Annotated in this window: 13 protein-coding genes and 2 pseudogenes; 7 read left to right on the top strand and 8 right to left on the bottom strand. The window is 38.6% G+C overall.

What is annotated here, in order from left to right; all coding sequences use genetic code 11:
• Positions 1-916: 916 nt before the first annotated feature.
• Positions 917-1,168 (bottom strand): helix-turn-helix domain-containing protein, encoded by a 252-nt coding sequence (locus F6K22_RS04910; protein WP_293094019.1) that lies wholly within the window; start codon positions 1,166-1,168, stop codon positions 917-919.
• An 810-nt stretch (positions 1,169-1,978) separates the two neighbouring features.
• On the opposite strand from F6K22_RS04910, the gene F6K22_RS04905 reads away from it, so the two are divergent.
• Positions 1,979-9,196, top strand: a complete 7,218-nt coding sequence (locus F6K22_RS04905; RefSeq protein ID WP_293094016.1) for a translocation/assembly module TamB domain-containing protein — start codon at positions 1,979-1,981, stop codon at positions 9,194-9,196.
• A gap of 554 nt (positions 9,197-9,750) precedes the next feature.
• Positions 9,751-10,014: a hypothetical protein gene (locus tag F6K22_RS04900; protein WP_293094014.1), complete on the top strand. Its 264-nt coding sequence runs from the start codon at positions 9,751-9,753 to the stop codon at positions 10,012-10,014.
• 385 nt (positions 10,015-10,399) lie between these two features.
• Here the strand turns inward: F6K22_RS04900 and F6K22_RS04895 are convergent, their stop codons facing one another.
• The 3 genes from F6K22_RS04895 to F6K22_RS04885 form a co-directional block, all read right to left on the bottom strand.
• Positions 10,400-11,290 carry a phytanoyl-CoA dioxygenase family protein gene (locus F6K22_RS04895; RefSeq protein WP_293094012.1) on the bottom strand — a complete coding sequence of 297 codons (891 nt, stop codon included), beginning with the start codon at positions 11,288-11,290 and terminating at the stop codon, positions 10,400-10,402.
• Positions 11,291-11,446: 156 nt separating this feature from the next.
• Complete coding sequence (locus F6K22_RS04890; RefSeq protein ID WP_293094009.1) at positions 11,447-12,877, bottom strand: flavocytochrome c; 1,431 nt, start codon at positions 12,875-12,877, stop codon at positions 11,447-11,449.
• A gap of 441 nt (positions 12,878-13,318) precedes the next feature.
• On the bottom strand, positions 13,319-14,911 hold the full coding sequence (locus F6K22_RS04885) for a hypothetical protein (RefSeq protein WP_293094007.1): 1,593 nt from the start codon (positions 14,909-14,911) through the stop codon (positions 13,319-13,321).
• Positions 14,912-15,122: 211 nt separating this feature from the next.
• Between F6K22_RS04885 and F6K22_RS04880 the strand changes: the two genes are divergently transcribed.
• From F6K22_RS04880 to F6K22_RS04870, 3 genes and pseudogenes are all read left to right on the top strand, one after another.
• Positions 15,123-15,791 carry an FAD-dependent oxidoreductase gene (locus F6K22_RS04880; RefSeq protein ID WP_293094004.1) on the top strand — a complete coding sequence of 223 codons (669 nt, stop codon included), beginning with the start codon at positions 15,123-15,125 and terminating at the stop codon, positions 15,789-15,791.
• Positions 15,792-15,854: 63 nt separating this feature from the next.
• A pseudogene (locus tag F6K22_RS04875) lies at positions 15,855-16,939 on the top strand (RNA-guided endonuclease InsQ/TnpB family protein).
• A 78-nt stretch (positions 16,940-17,017) separates the two neighbouring features.
• Positions 17,018-17,317, top strand: coding sequence for a hypothetical protein (locus F6K22_RS04870; RefSeq protein ID WP_293094000.1), 300 nt, complete (start codon positions 17,018-17,020; stop codon positions 17,315-17,317).
• A 102-nt stretch (positions 17,318-17,419) separates the two neighbouring features.
• On the opposite strand, the gene F6K22_RS04865 is transcribed toward F6K22_RS04870, so the two are convergent.
• The gene (locus F6K22_RS04865) at positions 17,420-18,835 is read right to left on the bottom strand and encodes a hypothetical protein (RefSeq protein WP_293093997.1); all 1,416 of its coding nucleotides are present in this window, start codon (positions 18,833-18,835) and stop codon (positions 17,420-17,422) included.
• An 880-nt stretch (positions 18,836-19,715) separates the two neighbouring features.
• Here F6K22_RS04865 and F6K22_RS04860 point away from each other — a divergent pair.
• Complete coding sequence (locus F6K22_RS04860) at positions 19,716-20,396, top strand: GAF domain-containing protein (protein ID WP_293093994.1); 681 nt, start codon at positions 19,716-19,718, stop codon at positions 20,394-20,396.
• Positions 20,397-20,592: 196 nt separating this feature from the next.
• On the opposite strand, the pseudogene F6K22_RS04855 reads toward F6K22_RS04860, so the two are convergent.
• Positions 20,593-20,769 (bottom strand): annotated as a pseudogene (locus F6K22_RS04855) (zinc ribbon domain-containing protein); the annotation flags it as partial.
• A 342-nt stretch (positions 20,770-21,111) separates the two neighbouring features.
• On the opposite strand from F6K22_RS04855, the gene F6K22_RS04850 reads away from it, so the two are divergent.
• Positions 21,112-21,591 (top strand): response regulator, encoded by a 480-nt coding sequence (locus F6K22_RS04850; RefSeq protein WP_363272861.1) that lies wholly within the window; start codon positions 21,112-21,114, stop codon positions 21,589-21,591.
• A gap of 266 nt (positions 21,592-21,857) precedes the next feature.
• Here F6K22_RS04850 and F6K22_RS04845 read toward each other — a convergent pair whose 3' ends face one another.
• The gene (locus tag F6K22_RS04845; protein WP_293093991.1) at positions 21,858-23,153 is read right to left on the bottom strand and encodes a flotillin family protein; all 1,296 of its coding nucleotides are present in this window, start codon (positions 23,151-23,153) and stop codon (positions 21,858-21,860) included.
• Positions 23,154-23,519: 366 nt separating this feature from the next.
• The coding region (locus tag F6K22_RS04840; protein WP_293093988.1) for an IS607 family transposase at positions 23,520-24,036 on the bottom strand (517 nt) is incomplete at its 5' end.

The following is a 24,036-nucleotide window of genomic DNA, read 5'->3' as shown; positions in this document are numbered from 1 at the left end:
TATTCTACACCATATTGCAAGTTAATATAGTGTGGACTAATTTTCATCACTGTTCTCTATTCCCTAGAGTCCTAAAACTTTGTACCTGATTAGGTCTAATAGTTCTACAGCAATATGATTTGAGTTGTGAGATATTGGATACTTTTAGGGAACACTTAACTGGGAACAGGGAACACAGAAGAAGAAAAAAATGTATCTTATTCAATAAGATAACTGCTATATTTTATACTTTTAAGGAACACCTCAATTCTCACATCTGATTCCTGATTACTATATCATAGCAATTTTATCTGAAGTTAGACATAATTATGAAGTTCACGATCGACACTGTAGTTGTTTTTTCAAAAAATTTTAATAGACTACCCATTTTTTAAAATGCTTAAAAGCTGGATATATTGGATTATTTTTTACCAATTTTAAGACACTTAAATTTGATATTAAATAATAGTATTTAAATCCTGTTAAATACTATTATTTAATATTTTTTTGATAAATAAATTAGGAGCTATACCTAGGTAAATAGGTTATATTAATATTAATTAAAATATTTTTAGTTGACCATATAATAAACTGCTATATGGATGATTAATCTCTATTCAATAGGGATAATCGGCAGTATTAAAATAATTAGACAAAGCTAGAAATAACTAAATATTTATTGTGATATACTAGATTTATGTTCAACTTATTAACGGTATTAAACTCTAACTAAATATCTATAATATCATGTGCCTCCTCCGGGGGAGCCACGAATTGCGGATAATTACTTATAATAAAGTTTTTGTTTGTAATTTTGCTCTCGCCCTTTAATTACTTGTCTTTTTGCTCAAGCCCAACTACAAGTCTAATTATAACTGTTTTACCGAACATGGTATAAAAACCTTCTCAAGATTGGTCATTTTGAGCAGATTTTTATCTAGCTATACGATATTCTTTTGTTTTGCAACGTCTCTGAAGGCAACTCCCCAAACATGGTTTTGTAATCTCTAGTAAAATGACTCGGACTGTAGAACCCAAATTGACTGGCGAGGATAGCTATAGTACAATTTTCTGGTTCGCTTGCCTTCAGCTGTTGTCGCACTGCATTAAGTCGTCGTACCTCGAGATAGCGCATCGGACTCAAGCCAAATAAATCCTGAAAATCAAAGGATCGGGCACAACTGCTGATTATTAAATACCTTTGTTATCTAAGATTGTGGTTGTCTAACACACCCTAAAATCTATATAGCAATCCGCGCATAGGTTGTGACAAATTAAGAAGTAGATAAAAATGCTGTTTTGGGCTTTTACACCAGATTCCCGCACCTATTATATTCGGGGATTACAGACTAGGATTCTTGATCGCGAATACTTTTTCTTTATTACTTGCGCACTCCATTACAAATCTTACATCGAACTATTATTTGTTTTTAACTTCCTATGCGTCCTACATTCAATATACTCCTTATCCCTTTGACCTTTTGACCCACCCCTTTTGTTAATATTTCAAACCAATACGTTTCTCACTTAATATCAACACTAACATACGGTTTAATCGCAAATGTTTAATGACGCATAACATAAGTAAACTTAAATCACACTCTTGTTGGTCCACTACTATTGATTTTTTCTTTTCCCCCCTCCCCCATCTTTGTTTATTATTTCACATGACTCTCAAACACGTTCAAGACAAGCGTCACTTTTTTTTTCTTCGCATAAATGATTCTAATTGATATAGTGTCATTGTTTCCACAATCAATTGCTATTAATGCCCAGGTAGAAAGTTTTATATCTTTCAATAAACACCTGTTTAATAGAAAACACCTTATATGAGGTAATAAAAAAAGTTTTTATATCACTAAATCCTGCAACGCTAGTTGAGTAATTTTGAATGATTTGACTTCTTACCTACACACATAACATCCGTTTTACATCAACATATAACTATTTTATAACATTCTATAACTTAAACACTAAGAAACATTACCCATTACTGAATATGACAAACAATCAAGATTTTACAGTAGACAAAACCAACACATCCGCGTCCAGAAAATGGAGACGAATAATAATTATCAGTGGTCTCGGATTAACTACTGTCTCAGTAGCAGGGGGAATCGCAGGAACCTGGTTTGTACAGAATCAATTGGCCCCAATGGTCAGTGATAGTCTAACCAAGCTAATGCAAAGACCAGTCCAAGTGGGAGAACTGAAAAAGTTTGGCCTGGGGTACATAGAGTTTGGCCCATCATCCCTACCTCCAACTTCAACTGATTCAATTAGTGCCTCTACAGAAGTTGTCAAAGTCACATTTCCTCTTGGGCCAATTTTATTCAGAACTGTAAAACTGGATATTACATTTGGAGAATCTCAAGCAATTGTACAGCAAGAAGCTAATGGTTCATTTGCCATACCACAATTGGCAGAGTTACCTCCTCCACCATTAGATATTGACATCGAAAGGCTAAGTTTCCCGAAACTAAATGCTACTATTGAGCCGTCGGAAAAGGGAAAATCTGCTACTCCAATTTTGTTAGATTTGGGTAAAAGTGAAGTTCTCGCTGAAGATGAAGAAGAACGTTGGTTAATAAATCTTAATGGCAAGGTTATAAATGGTGGTAATTTTAAGGTTAACGCTCATGCTAATCTCAAAACTTTCGTTATTGATGCTGATGTTGTAGCAAAAAAGTTGCAACTGCCAATTTTTGCTCCGTTAGCATTAGCTATAGAAAATATTCCCGATATATATGTAGAAAGTGGGGAGTTAGATGCGAACCTCCGCACTCAGGTTAAAATAGCTGAGAATTTTGCAGATATTTTGCAGGATGTTAAAGGAAAGGTTCGTTTACGGGAGTTGAAAGCTAATACGGATATTCTGAGCAACTCGGTTAACCTGAATACGGTTGCTAATTTTGCTTGGCCAAAAGTTAATGTGGAAAACTTGGATGCGAACTACGGGGATATTGGGTTAAAACTCCAAGGTGCAGCGGAAACAGGAAGAGATTTAGACTTACAAGATATTAAACTTGATTTGCAGGCTACGGTTTTGCCTGTTTCTTTTGAGACTCTGTTTGATACTGCGCTAAGAGAAATTAGTTTTCTCTCGAATAACACTTCATCAGCAGAAACTAAACAACAGTTACAGCAGATAAACGGTCAAATTCAAAATATTAGACCTTTATTAGAAGGGAAAGTAAAAACCGATGTAAATATTTCTGGAAGTTTACTTAAACCAGTCGTGTCAGGAAAAGTTGAGACTACTGAATTCACTAGGGTTGACAGGTTAAGATTTAAAGATATTGCTACTAAATTTACTATTAGTCCTGAGTTAAACCAAGAGTTTCAACTTGTTAATGTGACTGCTGGTTTCTCAGACTTACAAATTAACCCAGTAGTGGGAGGGAAAATTAGTGGGAAAGGCAGCATTTCTGAATTCAAAATTCAAAATTCAAAAGTCAAAAGTAAGAAATTAGAAGTTGGAAGTCAAAAGTCACTTGTCAACAGTAAGAAGTTATTAGAATTCAAAAGTCAAAAGTCAAAAGTCAAAAGTAAGAAATTAGAAGTTGGGAGTCAGGATGCAGGGATATTAAATGTCACTGAAACAGGAGAAACCAGTAGGGGTTTGGTCTCCAAACCCTCCTCCAAACCCCAAAAAACAGAAGAAAGCAGTAGAGGTCTTGTTGTTTCTCCCCACTCTTCCCCCTCTCCCCCATCTCCCCACTCTCCCTACTCTTCCCTCTCTTCCCCCTCTTCCCCATCTCCCCACTCTCCCCCCTCTTCCCCCTCTTCCCCAATAGTTGACTTAGACTTGCGGGTGGAAAATTTACCAGTGGAAGCGATCGCTCAAGAATACAACATCACTTCACCTCTTCCCATTGGTGACTTTTCTACGCAGGTAAAAATTTCTGGTCTGTTGGAAAGTCTCAAAGGGCAAATTCAATGGGAGTTACCAAAAGCAGTTTATCCTTTGAGTGGTGCGGTTGATATTGTTAATAGTCAGGCAAATATTAAAAATACTGTTGTTAAAGTTGGTGGAGGAACGGTTAATATTAATGGCAATGCTAATTTGGAAAATTGGCAAATCAACGCCACAGCAAATCGAATTAATTTAGATAATTTAGAACCTTTACAACCGTTGGGTTTGCCATCAGGATTAGAAGGTATTGTTAATGGTCAAGCTGATTTTTCTGGTCTGACAAGTAAGTTTTCAATTAATAGTATTAAAGGAAATGGGAGCGGGGTAGTTAATCTTGCTGGCGGTCAAGTTAATCTGAATGGTGAAGTAAATAATGGTAATTGGCAAGGAAAAGGAATAGCTACTCAACTCAGTTTAAGTAGTTTGGAAAGAATTGCTAGAAATTCAGATATTCTTATAAGTCCTAATCCAATATTATCTAGTCGAACTGATGGAATAATTAATGGTGAAGCAACTGTATCTGGGAGTCTAAATAATTTAAGTCTGGCAGGAGTAACAGCTAATCTTGACGGCAATGTTAATCTGGCTAATGGCACAATTAATGCTAGTGGCAAGGTTAATAATGGTGGATTCCAAGGATTAGTTAATACTCAAGAATTGCCAATTAATCCTTTACTAGATTTAGGCTTATCTGCGGTAAATTCAGGAATCATTACTGACCAGGAACAATTAAATCTAATTAAGACAAATATTCCACGAGTAAAATCTCTCAACGGTCAGCTAAATGGCAAGGTCAATTTATCAGGAAATCTGACTAACCTTGACCCAGAATTTATCAAAGAAAATCTCACAGGAAATTTAACGGGAAATCTGAAAATTGAAGCGGGAACAATTAACGCCACAGGCAACTTAAACAGAGGGAATTTTCAAACCACAGTTAACACAAATCAAATATCTCTAACTGCTGTAGAAAAATTATTTACAGAATCCGGATTAGTTGCCACCAAAACCAATATTTTACCAATAAATACTGAGGGAAAAGTTCAAGGTGGAGCGACGGTATCTGGAAATATTAATAATTTAACTCCTGAAGGAATTACTATTAATGGGGATGGCAAAGTTATTATTGCTGGAGGAACAATTAACGCTGAAGGAAAATTAAATCGAGGAAATTTTCAAGCCTCAGTTAATAGTAGTAAATTAGCAGTAAATCCTCTTCTAGATTTAGGGGAGTCAATTTTAGTATCCGGCTTAGTACCAGTAGAAGCTAATCAAATCCAAACTTTACAAGCTCAAATTCCTATTGTTAAATCTTTAAATAGTCAAGTAAATGTCAATGCTAACTTGTCTGGAAGTTTAACAGATTTGGCTCCAGAGGCAATAACTGCAACAGCTAAAAGTCAGCTATTTATTGATGGGAATAAAATTGATGTTGATGGCAAACTGGAGCGAGGGAACTTTTTTGCTGATGTTGAAACAGACAAAATTAGTTTACGGACTATAGAAGAAACAATTAGAAAAACTGGTTTAGTTCCTCTCCCCCCTAGCGCAACTTTACCCACAGGAATAGAAGGAGAAATTTTTGGGAATTTAAGCGTATTTGCTAATCTCAATAATTTGAATCCCAATGCCATAGCTGCTGATGGAACTGGAAAATTAATAATTGGAAATAATATAATTAACGCTACGGGTAAATTAGATAAAGGGAATTTTGAAGGAGTAGCGATCGCCGACCCTATTCCTCTAAGTTTTGTCAAAAAAATAGCTAAAGAAACTGGAGTAGTTCCCCCAGAAATTTTAAGTTCTTTAGACACAATAAATGGGAATATTCTTGGTAATGCAAAAGTAGCTGGAAATTTGGAAAATTTAAACCCAGAAGCTATAGCTGCTGAAGCAGAAGGAAAACTAATTTTTGCTGAGGGTGGAGCAGTAAATATTACTGGGGAATTAGTCGGTCAAAAATGGCAAGCTGCTGTAGTGGGAGACCAAATTCCTTTAGAGCAATTTTCCGCAGCAATAGAAAAACAAGAAGAGGCAAAACCTGCGGTTGCTGCTATTAGACAAACTCAAAAATTATTAGGGCAAGCTGAAAATTTACCTATAATTGGTGGATTATTTAATAGTAAGATTGACTTATCGGGAAGTCTGGCAAATTTAACTCCAGAAGCGATTGAAGCAAAAGCAAAATTAACACTTTCAGAATTACCAGTTATTCAAAAGTCTTTCAATGGTTTGTTTGGCTGGAATGGCAAGCAAATAGAAATAGAAAAAGTTACTATTCCGCCAGAAGTTAATGCTAATGGAATAGTAGGTGTAGATTTTCCTCCACAAAAACCTCCCGCTATTTCTGGAATTAATATTAATGTCAATTTGTCAGAATTTAATTTAGCATCTTTGCCAATAGAGAAATTTACGAAAGACTTACCCATAGAAAAAAACGGAGAATTATTAACAGGTATAGTCAACTTTGATGGAAAAGTTATCGGAAAATCTATTACAGATTTAAACTTAGTTGGTGATGTAGCGTTGAGAAATTTAGCAGTAAATTCAGTAGATTTTGATTCCGAATTATCAGGCAAATTAAAAGCAGGAATTACTCAAGGAGTAAACGTTAAAATTGCTGGTAATAATGACCGTCTGGAATTAGTGTTAGAAAAATTAGATGAAACTTATTTTCCCACTGCTTTCTTAGTTAAACGCGACCAAGCAAAACTCGCGGGAGTGACCCAAGGAGAGAACTTTCTAGTAACATTAGAAAAATTTCCTCTGGAGTTATTAGGTATAGCACCAGCAGAACAATTTGGTATCGGTGCAGTTACGGGAGTTGCATCAGCAAAAATAGCTCTATCTAATTTGAGAACATTCGATATTAACTCTATCAAAGCAGATGGAAACTTAGAGGTGGCAAAACCTGGCATTGGTTACATAGATGCTGAAAGTTTCACAGCAGATATAAATTATGCAGAAGGAAAAGCAAATCTTAATGATGGCACATTGTTATTAGGTGAAAGTCGATATGTATTGCAAGCAATGGTTGATATTAATTCACCTGCTGCTATTTCTAATCCAAAATTTGCAGCGACTCTCAATATAGAAAAAGGAGAAGTGCAAGATATTTTGACTGCCATGCAATGGTTTGACTTAGAGGATATTACTCGAGGTATAGCAACTCCAAATTATGGCAATGCAGCAGATATGCAAACCTCAGCAGTAGGTTTTCCAGAAAATACACCAGTAATGATGCAACTCCGTCGGTTTGCCGAAATTCAAGCATTGCTCAAACAACAGCAAGAAAGCGAACAACCAAACACTCCCATACCAATACCACCCCTTGCAGATCTAGATATTACTTATTCCGGCGAAATAATGGCAGAAGGATCTTTACAGTCTGGTATTGATGGGAAATTTGATATCAAAGGTAGTGACTGGAGTTGGGGAGTTTACAAAATAAATGATTTTCTCGTACAGGGTAAGTATGAAAATGATATTTTGACGGTCAAACCCCTGGAGGTGAAAGTAGGAGAAGCATCCTTAGCTTTTAATGGAGACTTGAGTCCAGAAAATCAAAGTGGGAAATTACAACTAAAAAATGTAGACTTGGCAGAAATACAAAAATTTGCCCAGAGTTATGTACCGCCAAATATCAATATTACAGGAAAGTTGAATTTGGAAACAGAACTAGGCGGAAATTTTCAAGACCCCAGAGCTATAGGTGAAATTAAAATAGTAGATGGAACTCTAAACCAACAACCTATAGAAAATGCACAAACAGATTTTAGTTACAATTTCGGACGACTGCGTTTTGGTGGAGGTCTTTCTATAATTGGAGACCCCATTTTATATAGAGGTGATGTACCCATTGACTTACCATTCGCTACAGTTGACCCAGGTAGCGATATAATTAACGTCAGCGTAAATGTCAAAAATGACGCCTTCCAAATAGTAAATATTTTGACTGACCAGGTAACTGTAGACTCAGGTAAAGGAGATGTATTATTGCAGCTAAAAGGAACATTACAAAAACCACGAGCAGAGGGATATGCCAAATTTGTAGATGTTAGTATCACTGCAGCAGTATTTCCGGAACCTTTAACAGACGTAGAGGGTACAGTTTTATTTAATGGCGATCGTATCAAAGTCAAAGAAATTCAAGGAAACATTAGTGATGGTGTGGTTGAAGTTGCTGGAGTATTACCACTTCTCCAACCTTTAGGCAGCCAAGATCGAGATATCAATAACCCTCTGACAATTAGCCTAGAAAAACTTAACGTAAACTTTAAAAGAGCGTTTCAAGGTGGTATTGATGGTAAAGTAGTAATTACAGGTGCAGCTTTGCAACCAGATGTTGGTGGTAACGTTGAGGTATCCCAAGGTAAGATATTTTTGAATCAAGCAGCAGGTTTAGCTGGTGACTTTGCTTCGAATGCAGGAGAAAATCAAACAGATGGAGTCAACTTTGGTATGGGAGAATTTGAAGTTGGTCTGAATGATTTCCAGTTAATATTGAGCGATCGCCTAGAGATGATTAGTCCAGGACTGGCTAATTTTCAAGTTGCAGGTGGTTTACGGATAAATGGCACCCTCACCGACATTCGTCCCAGTGGTACGATTAACTTAGAAGGAGGTACAATTAATTTATTTAGTACAGATTTGCGTTTAGATCCTAACTATAACAATACAGCAAAATTTATTCCCAGAAATGGACTCGATCCCATAGTAGATGTACAGTTATTAGCATCAGCTTTTGAAAGCAGTGGTTCATTAGCAACAAGGTCGAGTACGGCATTTTCCGCTGAAACAATAGACGCTCCATCACCAGGAACTTTGAATAGTAGTCAGAGAATTAAAATTACGGCTAAAGCAACAGGACCGCTATCAGAATTAGAGGACAACCTAGAGTTAACAAGTTCTCCACAGCGAACAGAAACACAAATAGTCAGTTTATTAGGAGGTAATATTGTTGATACTCTCAGTGCAGACAGAAATTTAGCATTAGCAAATGTAGCAAGTACCGCTCTATTTAGTAACATACAACAGGATATTATTGAAGCGACGGGATTAAGTGAATTTCGGATATTTCCTGCGAGTATTCCTAAAAGTGGGTCGCAACGTGCTAACAGTTTAGGTTGGGGTCTAGAGGTTGGTATTGATGTAACTAATAAACTCGGAATATCCGCAACTATACTTGAAGCATCAGAGTTGTCTGTGAATTATCAAATTAATGATAAAGTGCGTCTCCGGGGTGGTAGTAATTTTGATGATAATGCTGTGTTGTCTATTGAATATGAAACGAGATTTTGATTTTGCAACCGCTGTCAAGTGTTATATCAAATATGGATAATTACTATAGCTAAGTCCGCAGCGAAGGTAACTCTGTGGAAGGAAGCAATCTCAGAGGTGCGCGGAGATTGCTTCCGCTTCGTCGCTGCGGACGACTGTTCAACCGGATTCTAGATTACAGCGCTTTTCAAATGGATAAACCACATCGTCATCACCAAAACCCTGTAGGGGCGATTCGCGAATCGCCCCTACTGTGGTCTACTGAAATGAAAACCGCTGTAGGAGATTGCTTCCTATTTTTCTTCGGTTGTGCATCAATTCTTTGCCGTTACAGAGTAGGGACGTTGCATGCAACGTCCCTACTGGAGATACCAAATGGGTTCTATAGAAAATCCTATATTCCTATATTCTTTTTTGGAGATCTTTATTGACTAACTTCAAGGATCTCGGTAAAATACTCCTCAGCATTTTAGTAATACCAACTTATGAACACAAAATTGGCTCATCCCATGATACCACAAGCTAATCACGATGAATTAGCATGACAAAACTTTGCCTACAGTTTGAGAAAATATATGTCTACAAAAATGCTGCCTGAGTTGAAGGTAGTATATGAAGAAACTGTCAAACCACAATTTGAGCGAGAAAACCAACGTCCCCCTAAAGACCGTTATGAAATTCGGCGGGGTATGCAGCAACAACAATACTATAAATGGTTGAGTAGCTTCAAGCGGACTATCCAAGAAATGATGTGGGAGTCAGTTGCCACTACAGTCGAACGTCAGCTACCAGAATTGATAAAACAAGCAAAAGATCGGGGGTTGCACATTATGGAATGATATTGCCAAAAATTAGTTGATACTTTGACTAAAAAAACTATTAATTGAAGTAGCACTCAGCACTCAGCTAGCCTCTTTCAGAGGAGCTTCGCTAACAGCAGTCAGCTTTTCGAGGTGTGTAATGGGGGATTCTTTCCCCCCACGCAAAGCGCACCACTAATTTTTTCGCTCCTCTTGTGGGGGACCGTTACCCTCGAATTGAAGAGCGCTCCAGCTAAATGCCGAAAGCTGATAGCTAGTTAATCATTCTAGCAATTGATTAATCCAAAATTCAATTCAATCAAAAATCTAAAATCATTCGTCACTGTGCAACGCCCAAACCCTAACCTAACATTGTTATTGATATTAGTACCAGTTCCGAGAAAAGTCATCAGTAAAGCAGTTTTCACTCTTTGTGGGGCAATCTTCTTAGAAATATACCTTTCCTTTTATTACCGTCAGTTTCCTTTCCGTGAAATGTTTGAGCATCAAAAGCTGAACAATTAGCATCTTTTAGTGCAGAGTCTGGTAATTTAGTTAGTGGTTTATATAAGTGATGTTGTTGTCGTTCACGAAAAATAGGCTCATTAGATCGTGCATTAAAAGTTGAATGCATTAAAGAACGAACTTCATGACTATTGTTGCCATCAGAACCATGAAGCGTTTTAGCATGAAAAAATAAAACATCACCAGCGTCCATTTCACAATACACCAATTCATGGTTTTCAAAAGCTTTTTCCATACGAACCGGATCGCCAGCCACAGAATTACCTCTAGTCACATCATCTAGCCTAGCCATAACGTGGGAACCACGAAGTATCTGCAAACAACCATTAGAAATATCATTCTTGTCTAGTGCAATAGAACAAGTAATAATATTAGGGTAAAGGCATCCATCCTGATACCATGCAGAGAAATCAGCGTGCCAATCAACTTTACCATCACCTGGTTGCTTGAGCACAATTTTTGAGTGCCAGTGGTAACATTCTTCTTCTAATAGTAACTCAATAGCATCAACAATTCTTGCTGTACGAGGCATAATGCCCAAAAAAGTTTCCCCTAAGTCTGTCCAAGCTGAAACTTTCCAACTCTTGCCGTCCTCATATATTACGGCTGTTTGTGAATTTCCCATAGTAGGATCTTTTTTCAGGGCTTCTTGAAGAGGTTTAAGCTCTTGTGCAGAGAACATATTTCTGATGATGATAAAACCATCTTTATGAAAACGAGTAACTTCCTCATCAGTGAGAGGACGAATACTTTTAATTTCTTGATTTGTTTTTACTGTTGTTTGAGTCATTGTTTAAAAAGTTAAATTATATTTACCCATAGAACTTTAGGCGTTGCTAATTTGAGGTATGATTTGTATTTTTTGGCGATTGCTCAAAAATATTTGAGATTCTTCAGTTTTTATTTTCATACCTTGATTCAGCAATACCAATTATAAAATATAACTTTACTCCTTTGCAACATTGCGGCCAGCTATACGACCAAATACAAGGCAGTCTGTTATGGCTAAGGTACTTAATCTACAAGCACCATGAACACCACCTGTTACTTCTCCAGCCGCATATAAACCCTTAATTGGTTTCTCCTTTGAATTAAGCACCTGTGCATCTGCATTAATTTTGAGTCCACCCATTGTATGATGAACCTTTGGGTATAAACGTACGCCATAAAATGGAGGTTTTAATGGTTTGCTACCTTCAGGAATAGGTTTGCCCAATGCCACATCACACTGAGTCTCAACATAAGTATTGTATTCAAGTAGTGTTTCACATAAAGTCTTAACAGGGATGTTATATGCCTCTGCTAAATTCTCTAAAGTCTCAAATTTTTTCACAACACCACGCCTCAAAGCACTTTTAATACTTTTTCCAGCTAATTCGACACCCTGAGCATCTGCAATACCAACACTTGGCTGTGAGAGTTTAAACATGGCATCTGTACAGGTTTTTCTATCTGCTAATTCATTAACAAATCGTTTACCTGTGGCTACATCAACCATAAATCCATATTGGAATACAGCGTAACTAGCAAAAATTGGAGCCGTACCATAAGATTTCTCGTCAGGCGAAGTCCAAGGGCCAAGTTGAATATAGTTTAAATTGACTGTTTGAGCATCTAGTGCTACGGCTTGTAACATTCCTTGGGCAGTAGTGTTAGGTATATTCGTATGATCAACTTCAGCATTGAGACGCCGATCGTATTTGATTCTGAATGAAATATCCCCCGAAAAACCACCAGTAGCTAAGACAACTCCTTTTCCTACTTTAATATATTCCAGAGAAAGTGTTGATTTTTGTTGAACAGACTGAATAACCACACCAGTGATTTCATTCTTTTCATTGGTAAGGAATTCTCTAAAACTTGTATTAGGTTTAATCTTACCATCTAAGCTTTTGAATTTAGCCAACATCGGTTTAATAATTCCCTTGCCAGAGTCATCACAAGGTGTATAACTACGAGGCATTGAATGCCCACCAAATTTATCTACACGATCTTGGAAACAACATCCAATGTCTTCAACAAGCCATTGAAAAACCTCATTTGCTTGATGAGCTAAGATATTTACTAGTTTTTCATCGCAATAACCACGTCCTGCACTTAACATATCTTGCATAAGTAAATCAGGAGAATCAACTAATCCATTTTCACCTTGAAAATTCGGATTAACTGTTGCTAAAACTCCATCACTAAATAAAGAATTACCACCGCAATGATTTTGCTTTTCTAAAACCATTACGGATGCTCCTACTTCTCTAGCAGAAATGGCAGCGGCTAAACCGGCAAAACCACTACCGATCACAATGACATCTACCTCATCATTCCATTTATGTAAATTTTTCTCAGATTCCTTATATTTATCTTGCTGTGAATTAAGCATTATTTATTATATGTTCATTCTTGACATCCTGCTGTACAAAACCTACACAATCCTGGTCAAACCAGGTTTGACCAGGATTGATTTTTGCTTCTTGCTTTAACCTGGAGAGTCGGCTCTTGCCAGTTCACAAGCGTCAAATAGGGTGCAGCCCACCCTATCTTATTGATTTACTTCTCCTGATAGTCAAACCATACCGTGGGCTATTGGGCTATTTGAGGTTCAGAGCTATTCGAGAACTTCCGAAACTCATTATAAGCTACAGTTGTAAAAATTTCAAACTATCCCCCATTTTTTGAGGTGTTATTGCCTTAAATTGCCAGGGATATTGATACTAGCAATTAACTCCCATAAACCCGGTTTCTTGTTACTCCTCTTCAAGCGGATTTGATATGAAGCGTCAAGATGACAACTAAATAAGCTGTTGCTCAGGGAGAAAGTATTTTAATTCCCCCCAGTGTAATCCTTGCTCAGTCGCCAATATTGATGGAAAGTTGGTCTTCCCCAGGTGCGGTTGGTTACCAGTGCTATGCCATTGGTCAAAGCATTGGTAGAAGTACCTATGGCATATTCAGGGAATGCCTTTGGTTGGATAGCATAAGTGTCGGGGTCGCCACTGACTGGAACCAATATCCAAGACTGCAACTCACTTTGGCTGAGGCGTTGCAAAGTTACAATCTTATCAACCCCAGGTTTCGCCGGTGCTTGAAGATACAATTGCTCCTTAAAGGTGACATCTTTCTCCCAGTTTTGGATGCGGTAAGTTCCATCACTCTGCTTGGACAGAACCCACAGGTGTCCTTGATACCCTGCGTTAGTATTAGGAGGATCTTGGTTCCAGAGATGCACATAATCGTTGACATTGGGATTGTAACCTATAGCTTGCATATAAGTGCCAGTCACTTGGTGAATAAACATCCAGGTACCGGAAACATTGTCTGGGCGTATCATGGGAACATCCTCCTCGGGATAAATTGGGGGTAGTGGTGGAGCTGAAAATGGTACTGTAATTTTGACTGTCTTACCGCCAACAACTTCTCCATCGGCGATGACATCGAGAGAGCCGTTGAAGACCTGGGGCTCACTGGTACCGGACACAGTGCCAACCCAGGAGACATCAAAGGCAAGTTCATGGTCTTGGTCTCTGCTGAGGGAACTGTAACCCGTGACAGGTGCAATCGCTTGCACAAAAGGTTTTGTTGCACCGCTTGCTACCAAGCGCACGTTCCCGATCGCAGCGATTTGTGCTATCAACTCAGTCTCGATCTGCTCAACAACCGTATCTTCATCGACACCTTGGATCGGTTTGCCACCGGTGGCATTGGCTATCCTGGTGCCTTGTCCGGGGGTTCCGCCAGGCTCTCCGCACTTAGATTTATACGCGGTTGCTCTCGTTTTGGGATCGTCGTCTAGCCCTGCCGGGGCACGATAGTTGGTGCTCATGGACAGTGCCAGCACCTTAATCTTCTCTGCAACCAACTTAGCAGTGACCGATGCCTCCGTGATGTCGTAGGATAGGTTGGTGATTTCCTTGCATACTGCGTCGTGACCGGCGGCATCACCAAACCAGACGATGATACGCTTGGCATCGGCACGCCAACCAATCTGGCCACCAGGTGATTCGGCCACCTGATCTAGCCCATAGAATTGAGCTTCAGGAGTATCTTTACCGCCAGTGGTCGTCCAGGCATTGATCGCCGCTGTGACGGCGGTGATATCGGCGCTCAAGCTACACTGGTGCTTGAAGGCGTAGGGATGCTCATCGGCAACCGGAGCCGGAAAGTCCTTGTAGTCGCCAACCCCGAACCAGACATCAGATCCTAGGGACTGGATTCGGGTTAGGATGTCCATGATGCCGCTCTTGACTGAAGCTATCGCTGTCCTCATGCTACCGGTTGTATCGGCGAGAAAATAGACATCTAGTTTGGGGACTACCTCAGATTTCTGAATTTTGACTTTCACCACTTCTGCCAACGTCTGACTTTGGGACAAGGTTAGATCATTGGTCGCTGGTGAAACCTGAACAGGTAAACTCATTAATATAACTTCCTTGGAAGTAACTTGCTGCTTGAAACTTGCTTTTTGCTATCTCATAAGCAGTTTGTTTTTTCTTTCAGTATCATAACATAAACAAAATTAAGAAACAAGAATATTACGATAATTTAAGAAAATATTTTTAAGAATATATTTGTTGTATAGTAGACTATTTTTTAGTTTTTTGTTTAGCAAAAAGAAGGAAACAAGCAAAATGAGAGAAACTTCTAAACCACTTGTGGAAAAGGTTGCCATTATTGGTGCGGGTCCTGGTGGTCTAGCAACAGCGATCGCTCTGAGAAAACAAGGTATTGATACCCATGTGTACGAACGTGCTAGAGAATTTCGTCTAGTAGGAGCAGGTGTATCTTTAAAACCTAATGGTTTGAGATGTCTTGATGCAATTAAACCTGGTTTAGTAGATAAACTAAGACGTTTGGGTTGTCAAGTGCAGAGAACAACCTTGAAAACAAGCACTGGAAAAACTATTACGGCTTACGAAAGTCCCATAATGATAAAATACGGACAACCATTTTTGACTATTTGGTGGTGGCGTTTACAACAGATTATGGCATCTGAGCTACCACCAGAAGCAATTCACCTGAATCATCGTTGTATTGGCTTTGAACAAAATGAAAACAGCGCGATCGCCCACTTTGAGAATGGAAAAACTGTCGAGTCAGATTTGCTCATTGGAGCTGATGGAGTAAACTCTACAGTTAGACAAATATTGATAGGTGATGGTCAACCTCAATATTTGGGTAGTATGTATTGGCGAGCTGTTGTCAATTATCAAGAGGAGTTACTACTAGATAATGAAGTCATCTTGATGAAAGGAGAAGAAAGTATAGTTTACCTGCTTAATGTGGGAGCATTGACTTAATCAAAGAATAACGATATAATAAGTTATAAACCGTACTATTAGATCGGCTGTGTTTACAAGTAAATGAAATCTATTAGAACCAAGCTCAAACTTAATAACAAGCAGAAAACTCTGATGGCTCAACACTTAGGCTACTCACGTTTCTGTTATAATTGGGGTTTAAGTTTATGGAATGCTGCATATATTGATGGTTACAAGCCAAACATTCGTATAATTAGAGAGGTTTTTACTAACCACACAAAGCCTTTATATCCCTGGATGAAAAACCTGTCATCTAAAGTTTACCAATATGCTTTCCGAAACTTAGGTGAAGCATTTAAAAGGTTCTTTAAAGGATTAGGAAAATACCCAAAGTTTAAAAAGAAGGGTAGGTCTGATTCTTTCACAATTGATAATTCACCGAAAACCAATAGAACTAAATGGATGGAATCATAAATTACCTTTTATTGGTATGGTCAAAACTTATGAACCCATTGAGGCAACAACTAAAAAAATCACTATTAGCAGACAAGCTTCGGATTGGTATCTCAGTTGTAGCTATGAATTTCGTTCTCACACTACACCCAAAAAAACTGATGTAGTTGGTGTAGATTTAGGTGTGAAAACCTTAGCGACATTAAGTGATGGAAAAGTATTTGAGAGTGTGAGATCGTATCATAAATTTGAAGCTAAGTTATCAAGAGAGCAATACCTAAATCGTCATAAAGAGGTAGGCTCTGCTAACTGGAAAAAGGCACAACGGAAGATAGCCAGGTTGCATAGAAAAGTAGCAAACATCCGTCATGACGCACTTCATAAACTGACAACATATTTAGCCAAAAACCACGGCAGTGTTGTCATAGAAGATTTAAACGTCAAGGGTATGTTAGCTAACCATAAGTTAGCGAAATCAATAGCCGACCAAGGATTTTATGAATTTCGGAGACAGCTTAAGTATAAATGCCAATGGTACGGCTCTAAGTTAGTAGTAGTTGATAGATTCTTTCCATCATCAAAAACTTGTTGCAGGTGCGGTCACGTCCAAGATATGCCATTAAACCTGAGAACTTATAACTGCCCAGATTGTGGGTTGTCAATCTTATTGAGATTTAAACGCCAGTATAAATTTAAGAAATGCGGTCGGCTCGACCGTGAATGCCTGTGCATGAATGCCTGTTGATGAGTAACCGCCGACGGCCTCAGTAGAAACAGGAAGTAAACATCAAGTTGTCACTTTATGTGACGCTTTGTATAAGTTTTATAGAGCAGCTAATACTACTTTTGAAGACGCTTACGAACTTGCTGAGTGTTTGTACAATTTCCCAGATTTACACACTGCACTTACAAACTACGACAACCGTCGCATCGAACGTACAGCAATTATTCAAACCCGTAGTGCGGAGGGTGAAAAACGCTATTATCAACCTACTCAACAAACAAACCAACAGTCACAGCAGGAACGTGAAAAGTTTCAAAATTGGGTGTATGATTACGCTCCAAATTCAGAGTCACGTCTGAAACCTTGGAAAGAAAAAGTTGAAGTCTAACAACATCATATCTCTTGAAAAATAGAGGGGGAGTGTGGGAAGTGTGGGAAGGGTGGAGCCTAGGGACAGCTATATCACCTCTTCATAATTTGATCGCTACATCTACAGGACTAACATCAATTGATCGTATAATTCATCATGGGTTAAGGTAGTATTTCCATTATCAAAACTGAATTCTTCAAACTTTTTGGTATTCATAGTAATACCATCTAGTTCAAAATCAACTTTATTGTTATTAGCACCGAAACTAATATTATCAAATTGCTCTATTTTGTAAGATCCAAGGCTGAGTATATCATAACCGTCACCACCATTTATTATAGCGTCACCGAAACCTTCAACAAAGTCTTTCCCATTACCCATGTTAACGTTGACATCACCTCCAAAACTGGAAGCTTCTAAGGTATCAGCTCCACCACCCATCTTAATGTTACCACCAAAAATACCGTAAGAATTGCTTCCGTTTGCCTCCCCAATTAGAGTATCCTTTCCATTGCCCATCTTAATGTGGCTCTCAAAAATACCGTAAGAATTGCTTCCGTTTGCCTCCCCAATTAGAGTATCCTTTCCATCGCCCATCTGAATGTAGCCACCAAAAATACCGTAAGAATTGGTTCCGCTTGCTTCGCCAGTTAGACTATCCTTGCCATTACCCATCTTAATCTCGCCATTGGTATTGTCAATAGCGATCGCCTTGTCCTCAACCTCGGCAAAAGCATCGGCAACAGAAACAGCCGCAGCTTGATTTCCCGGTGTGGCAGTGGACAAAGCAAACGCAGCAGATTGTGACAAGGTCGCAGCACTAGAAGTAGCTGTAGCAGTGATAGTATCACCACCCCTAGCCGTAGTAATTAAGCCATTTTTATTATTAATACCTCTGGCAATGATGGTTGCCTCAGCTAAACTTTGAGCAAATGCTCCAGCGAAAGCTGTGACACCATCTGAAACAGGGGCTTCGGCAATAGCCTCAACAATTGCTGAGGCATCTGCTCTCGCTGTGGCGACTGCTGCCACAGAACCGAAGGTATTGCCATCAATACCATCCTTACCCTGACCGTTGTAAATTTCGCCACCAGAGTTATCAATACCATCGGCAGTAGACTTAAGTTTTATGGAGGCAAAAGCATCAGTAATAACATTAGTATCAGCATTATCAGCAATAGCTATGGCTTCAGATACTGTTTGTGCTACAGCGGAGATGTTTGATATTGCCGTACCTTTTAATAGATCGCGTCCTTGTTGTGTTTTGATAATCCCATTATTATTAATACCGTTTGCAGCAGCCTTAAAGCTACCACTAAAATCGGCAGAGGCAATAACAGAGTTGATGTTTTGAGCTCCTGCTCCAAGAAGCACTCCCACACCAAAGTCACCATGTACATAGTCAGTACCAATTAGCTTATCAGCTCCCTTACCTGTCTTTATGGTAGAGGACTTGGGGTTGAAGAGCGGTATCCCCAGATCAAATTTATTTGACTTTGCATCAAACTTTACTTGACTCAAGTCTAAACCTTTCATAAAAAATACCTCTCAAAATGATAAATTAAAAACTAGAAGCAGTCCATACCGGACATCTTACGTTGGTGCTTATAGCGGTTTTCACAAAGGTAGACTACGGAAATAAAGATAAGTATGTTTGCAGTTTTATAAGTCAGGACTTAGGCATTACCGCTATATATAGCGTATAAATTCGTCATTATTCCAGATACACCCACTATAATTAGTGTCGTTGCGTAAGCCCTGTAAGTTACAGACCTGATAGTTGTATTCTATTTTAAGTTGTTAAGTTAATAAAAACCGCTATCAACATTTTACTGATTAAAAAAATCTCTGTTTCGGTAGCATAACCTAGGAAAAGTCAGTCTGGGCGAGGGGATAACGTTAATGCTCTCAAAAAGGCTGTTTGGGCATCATTCCCCATGAAAATCTTCGCCAGAAAAGGATTTATGCCTTTTTGACGTAAAAACCTATACCTATCTATATTTGAGTCTATTTGTCTAACTCCTAGGATACTTTAAACAACTTAACTTTAACCTTATTTTTTTTGAGTGCTTTGATACAACTAAATCTTATCCAGAATAATTGGGGAGTAGTTGCCAATTTGGCAGATTTATTGGGGAAGTGATACCCAATTTAATTTTACTCTGGTTACCATATTAAATGTGTTATCCCTTATACCATAAACTTTGCTAGACTTCAACTTTTTATTTATAAATATTATTTATTAACATGATGTAAGTTTTTAATATAGGGTTTCTCAGTAAGTGTGAGGTACACTTTTATCTTTGTTGCCTTTTATATCAAATCCGGTTAATTGCACATAGAATCCGGGATGGTTCTACAGGCTCACGTTGAGGGCAAATTCGACATATTTTTTTCTCCAGTAGGCAAAATAACTATGAATCCACTCGAAACCCTGGCTGAAGTTCTAGCTGCCAATCTCTCGCTCCTAATTTCCTCAAAAAGTAGCTCTTATTCCAGTAGCAGCACTAATGTAGTTCTTGACCTTGCTACAATTATCAAAGCCTCTCAAAGTCTGTCAGGTATCATTCAACTAGAGGAACTTCTGAAGCAACTAACTCAAATTATTCTGCAAAACTCTGGGGGAGATCGCTGTGCCTTAATCCTACCGAATGATCAAGGAAAATGGCAGGTTGAAACCATCGCCACATCAAAAAACGTTGAACTTAGCACACAACCCTTGGAAGGCTATCCCAACTTACCCGTCAAGCTAATTCAGTATGTCAAAAATACCCAAGAGATGGTAATGATTGACAATCTGAAAACGGATTTACCCATCATAGATGAGTATCTGAGTCAGCAATACCCTCAGAGTATTCTATGTTGGCCACTGCTGAATCAACGAGAATTGATTGGGATTCTGTATTTGCAAAATCAATTAACCAGTGACGTTTTTACCGACGATCGCCTCCTGATTCTCAATTTCCTCTGTACCCAAGCAGCCATCTCCCTGAAAAATGCCCGTCTTTACACCAATCTCCAGACCAGTGAAGCACGGTATCAACATCTTGCTGACAACGTTCCTGGAGTAATTTATCAATTTCGGATAACTGCTTGATAAAACCGACATCAAACGTCTCTCTTGGTGCGCGTTCCCTTGCGTCTTGGGCCGACGCGGGGTCGCACCGCATAATATGACATTTTACTGTGTACGGACGTTGCATGCAACGTCCCTTGCTTCCACCGGAACTGTCGGCAGCAGGACCTCCACAGGCATTAACGGTCAAGCCGACCGCATTCCTTAAATTTATACTTGCGTTGAAATCGCGGTCTATAGATATCCCACAATCAGGGCACTCATAAGTTCTTAGGCTTAACCGCATATCTTGAACATGACCGCACCTGCAACAAGTTTTTGATGATGGGAAAAATCTATCAACGATTACTAATTCAGAGCCGTACCATTGAGTTTTATATTCAAGCTGTCGGCTAAACTCATAAAATCCTTGGTCGGCTTCTGAGACTACCTAATTTTTCACTAATGCTTTTTATTATCATTGATTCAGACTTGATTTTGCTATCAGCTAATGACTGATAACTGACATCTGAATGCTTACGGTGATAATCAAAAATCAAATCAATCCCATATGCAAAAATTATCAATTCTTTTCCCCTACTCCCGTACGGGCGATTCGCTCTTCGCCCCTACTCCCTCTTTTCCACCAGAGGTCTATTAAGTACGCGATCGCGTACTTAATAGACTAATATCACTGTAACAAGATTTTTGGCAATTTAATTTATAGTTATATATAGTTATATATCTTAGATATTAGATGAATAGTATTGTTTCTCAATCAGCAACCCCTGAAGAACAAAAACCCCAAATAGCAAAAATCCTAGTCGTTGATGATGAAATTGAACTTCAACGGCTAATCAAACAGCGCTTCCGGAAAAATATTCGAGCCAAGGAATTTGATTTTGTGTTTGTGCAAAATGGGGTAGAAGCCTTAAATAAACTCAAGCAGAAATGCCAGATTGATGTTATTCTAACCGATCTTAATATGCCAGAAATGGATGGTTTAACTCTACTAGGTAAGCTATCCGATATCGATGACAATATTAAAGCAGTTGTGCTTTCTGCTTATGGCGATCTTACTAATATTAGAACTGCAATGAATCGAGGAGCATTTGACTTCCTAATCAAACCCATAGATTTTCAAGACTTAGAAGCCACGATCAAAAAAACTTTACAGTTTGTCCGAAAGATGCGAAAGAAGCAACAGCAACTGGAAAAAATGTACGCTTATCCATAAATTATCAATTACTCCCGCCCTGTTCCCAGTTAAGCGTTCCCTCTTTTCTGGAGAGGTCTAATTAATAATTATTAATTATTAATTATTCGGTAAACATTTATCAACAAATATGGACAGAATCTTGTAGGGTGCGTTGCAACACACCCTACATAGAAAGACTGTTTAAATTTCTAGATTTGTCAAGTTTTGAGCAGAAAGCATCAGCTTAAATTTTCCGATTTATAGCAGCCACTAGGACGGTTAGGACATTCCCACGCCTCTCAAATTTAGTCTGTCCTGCGAATTTGACTTCTGACTTCTGACTTCTGATTTCTGATTTGAGCTATATCCGTTCCTGCTGTCAGACTTTCCAGGGTAGCAGCTACATCAATACCAGCAGTTTGCTTTAACTCCTCAAAGAAAGCAGCCATTTTTGTAGCATTGCTCCCACCTTGAGCATTAATCACAGTTACATTATCTACCTCAACCTCTGGCACAGTAGACACCATAATCTTCAACAACTCTTCCAACTTCTGATACAGAAAAACCTCCCGCGCATTTTCACCAGCAGCTTTCCAAGATTCAGCCAATTTGCGAATACCCTCAGCTTGTGCCTTCCCTGGTTCAACAATAGCAGCAGCATTACCCTTAGCCTGAGCGATCGCCCGCTTACATTCTGCTTCCGCAGGGGCAACCACATCCGCCTGTAACTGTTGTTCAACCTGTTTGATCCGCTCCTTCTGTACTGCTACTTCAGCCTGAGTTCTGGCTACTTTTGACCCTACATCGGCCTCAGCTTCAGCTACGACAGCTTGCCGTTTCGTCATCGCATCTTGAATCCGCCGTTCTGCCTCTGCACGAGCCATAGCAATCTCAGTTTCAATCTGTTTTAGAGAAGTATTCTTCTGGTTTTCTGCTGCTCTAACAACTGACTCTGCCTGAGTTTTAGCTTCAGCAATGCGAGAGTCTCGTAAAAGTTCTGCCTGTTGCTTACGACCGATAGAATCAAGATATCCCACTTCATCCGAAATATTCTGAATTTGCAGAGTATCTAATACCAAACCTAATTTTTCCAAGTCGTCTTCTGCTTCTTCTAGTAAGCTTTTGGCAAAAGCAATCTTATCCTCGTTCACTTGTTCTGGTGTCAGAGAAGCTAACACACCGCGCAAATTTCCTTCTAAAGTTTCTTGGGCTAATTTTTCAATTTCCTGGCGAGATTTTCCGAGTAACCGCTCAATGGCATTATGAATAGTAGGTTCCTCACCAGCAACTTTGATATTTGCCACACTTTCTACCGTCAGAGGAATACCACCTTTAGAATAAGAATTATAAACCTTGAGTTCAATAATCATATTACTCAAGTCCATGCGGAAAGCTTGTTCTAATAGGGGCACGCGAATACTACTACCTCCTTTAACAAGGCGATAGCCAACTTTTTTCTTGGTGTCTCCAACATGGTGACGACTGCCAGCAAAAATTAGGACTTCACTTGGTTGACAAATGTAATAAAGGTTACGAATTACAAATACACCTGCACCAGTTCCTAGACCGAAAACTCCTAGTAATGCTAATACTATTTCCATGATTTTTTTACTCCGTAATTTTAGTTAGTGAAATCTTGGCAGATAAAAGAGAGGAGGATAAGAATAGAAGCTTAAATTTCACCTCAATATGCTTAGATAATGGATAATTGATAATTAATCAATTCGGCTTTATTGCCTTATATTTAAAGAGAAAAAGCGGTCGTTTAGCTAGCGAACAACTACGTTTTTCATGTCGCGCAGCGTTTCATGTCGGCTCAAGCGCCGAAAACTGCTGTCGCCGAGCGGAGCTTTCCGTAGGATGGGATGGATGGGTTACCTAACCATATCCAATCAGCCAATAGAAAAGAAAAAATTTTCCTTAAGGGTCAATCCTATCCGTTTTCCATGAGAGGTAAGTATTAATTATTAATTATTAATTTTTGAACATAGTTCCATGTCTTTTTTAATCTGATTTTTGTACTTTTTTAACGATGGTAAGCAAGTAGAAAAACTTTGCAATATTACTAAAATATCCTCAATTATTTCAGCTTTAAAAGAAAGTTCCGTGTTGTTTAAAACAACTAAATCGCAATTATTTTGCTCGCATAGCCATTTGAATAAATCAAAGCCGAATAGAGCTAATCTATCCTGATGAGTAACTATTAGCTGTTCCACTTCACCAGCACAAATTTGTGATAGTAAATTCAACAACTTTTGACGTTTAAAGTTTAATCCTCCTCCTATTTCTTGAACTGTTTCTGCATTAGGATATAAATTCTGTAATTCAGATACTTGCCTATCTAAATCAGATTTTTGAGCATTACTGGAAACCCGACAATACAAAACAGTTTTTCTAGGTACAGTCCTTGTCTTTTGGATGTAGGAGTCAATACCATAACGCCGTTGACCTGATGGTGTTTTGATGGCACTAATTTTTTGGTTT

The sequence above is a fragment of the Okeania sp. SIO2F4 genome (assembly GCF_010672385.1).
GTDB lineage: Bacteria > Cyanobacteriota > Cyanobacteriia > Cyanobacteriales > Microcoleaceae > Trichodesmium.
This window is presented reverse-complemented; position numbering and strand designations above follow the sequence as displayed.

Coding starts and splice junctions, on each gene's coding strand:
- F6K22_RS04885 (WP_293094007.1), bottom strand. CDS start 14,911: ATGAGTTTACCTGTTCAGGTTTCACCAGCGACCAATGATCTAACCTTG.
- F6K22_RS04860 (WP_293093994.1), top strand. CDS start 19,716: ATGAATCCACTCGAAACCCTGGCTGAAGTTCTAGCTGCCAATCTCTCG.
- F6K22_RS04895 (WP_293094012.1), bottom strand. CDS start 11,290: ATGACTCAAACAACAGTAAAAACAAATCAAGAAATTAAAAGTATTCGT.
- F6K22_RS04900 (WP_293094014.1), top strand. CDS start 9,751: ATGTCTACAAAAATGCTGCCTGAGTTGAAGGTAGTATATGAAGAAACT.
- F6K22_RS04905 (WP_293094016.1), top strand. CDS start 1,979: ATGACAAACAATCAAGATTTTACAGTAGACAAAACCAACACATCCGCG.
- F6K22_RS04865 (WP_293093997.1), bottom strand. CDS start 18,835: ATGAAAGGTTTAGACTTGAGTCAAGTAAAGTTTGATGCAAAGTCAAAT.
- F6K22_RS04880 (WP_293094004.1), top strand. CDS start 15,123: ATGAGAGAAACTTCTAAACCACTTGTGGAAAAGGTTGCCATTATTGGT.
- F6K22_RS04850 (WP_363272861.1), top strand. CDS start 21,112: ATGAATAGTATTGTTTCTCAATCAGCAACCCCTGAAGAACAAAAACCC.
- F6K22_RS04890 (WP_293094009.1), bottom strand. CDS start 12,877: ATGCTTAATTCACAGCAAGATAAATATAAGGAATCTGAGAAAAATTTA.
- F6K22_RS04845 (WP_293093991.1), bottom strand. CDS start 23,153: ATGGAAATAGTATTAGCATTACTAGGAGTTTTCGGTCTAGGAACTGGT.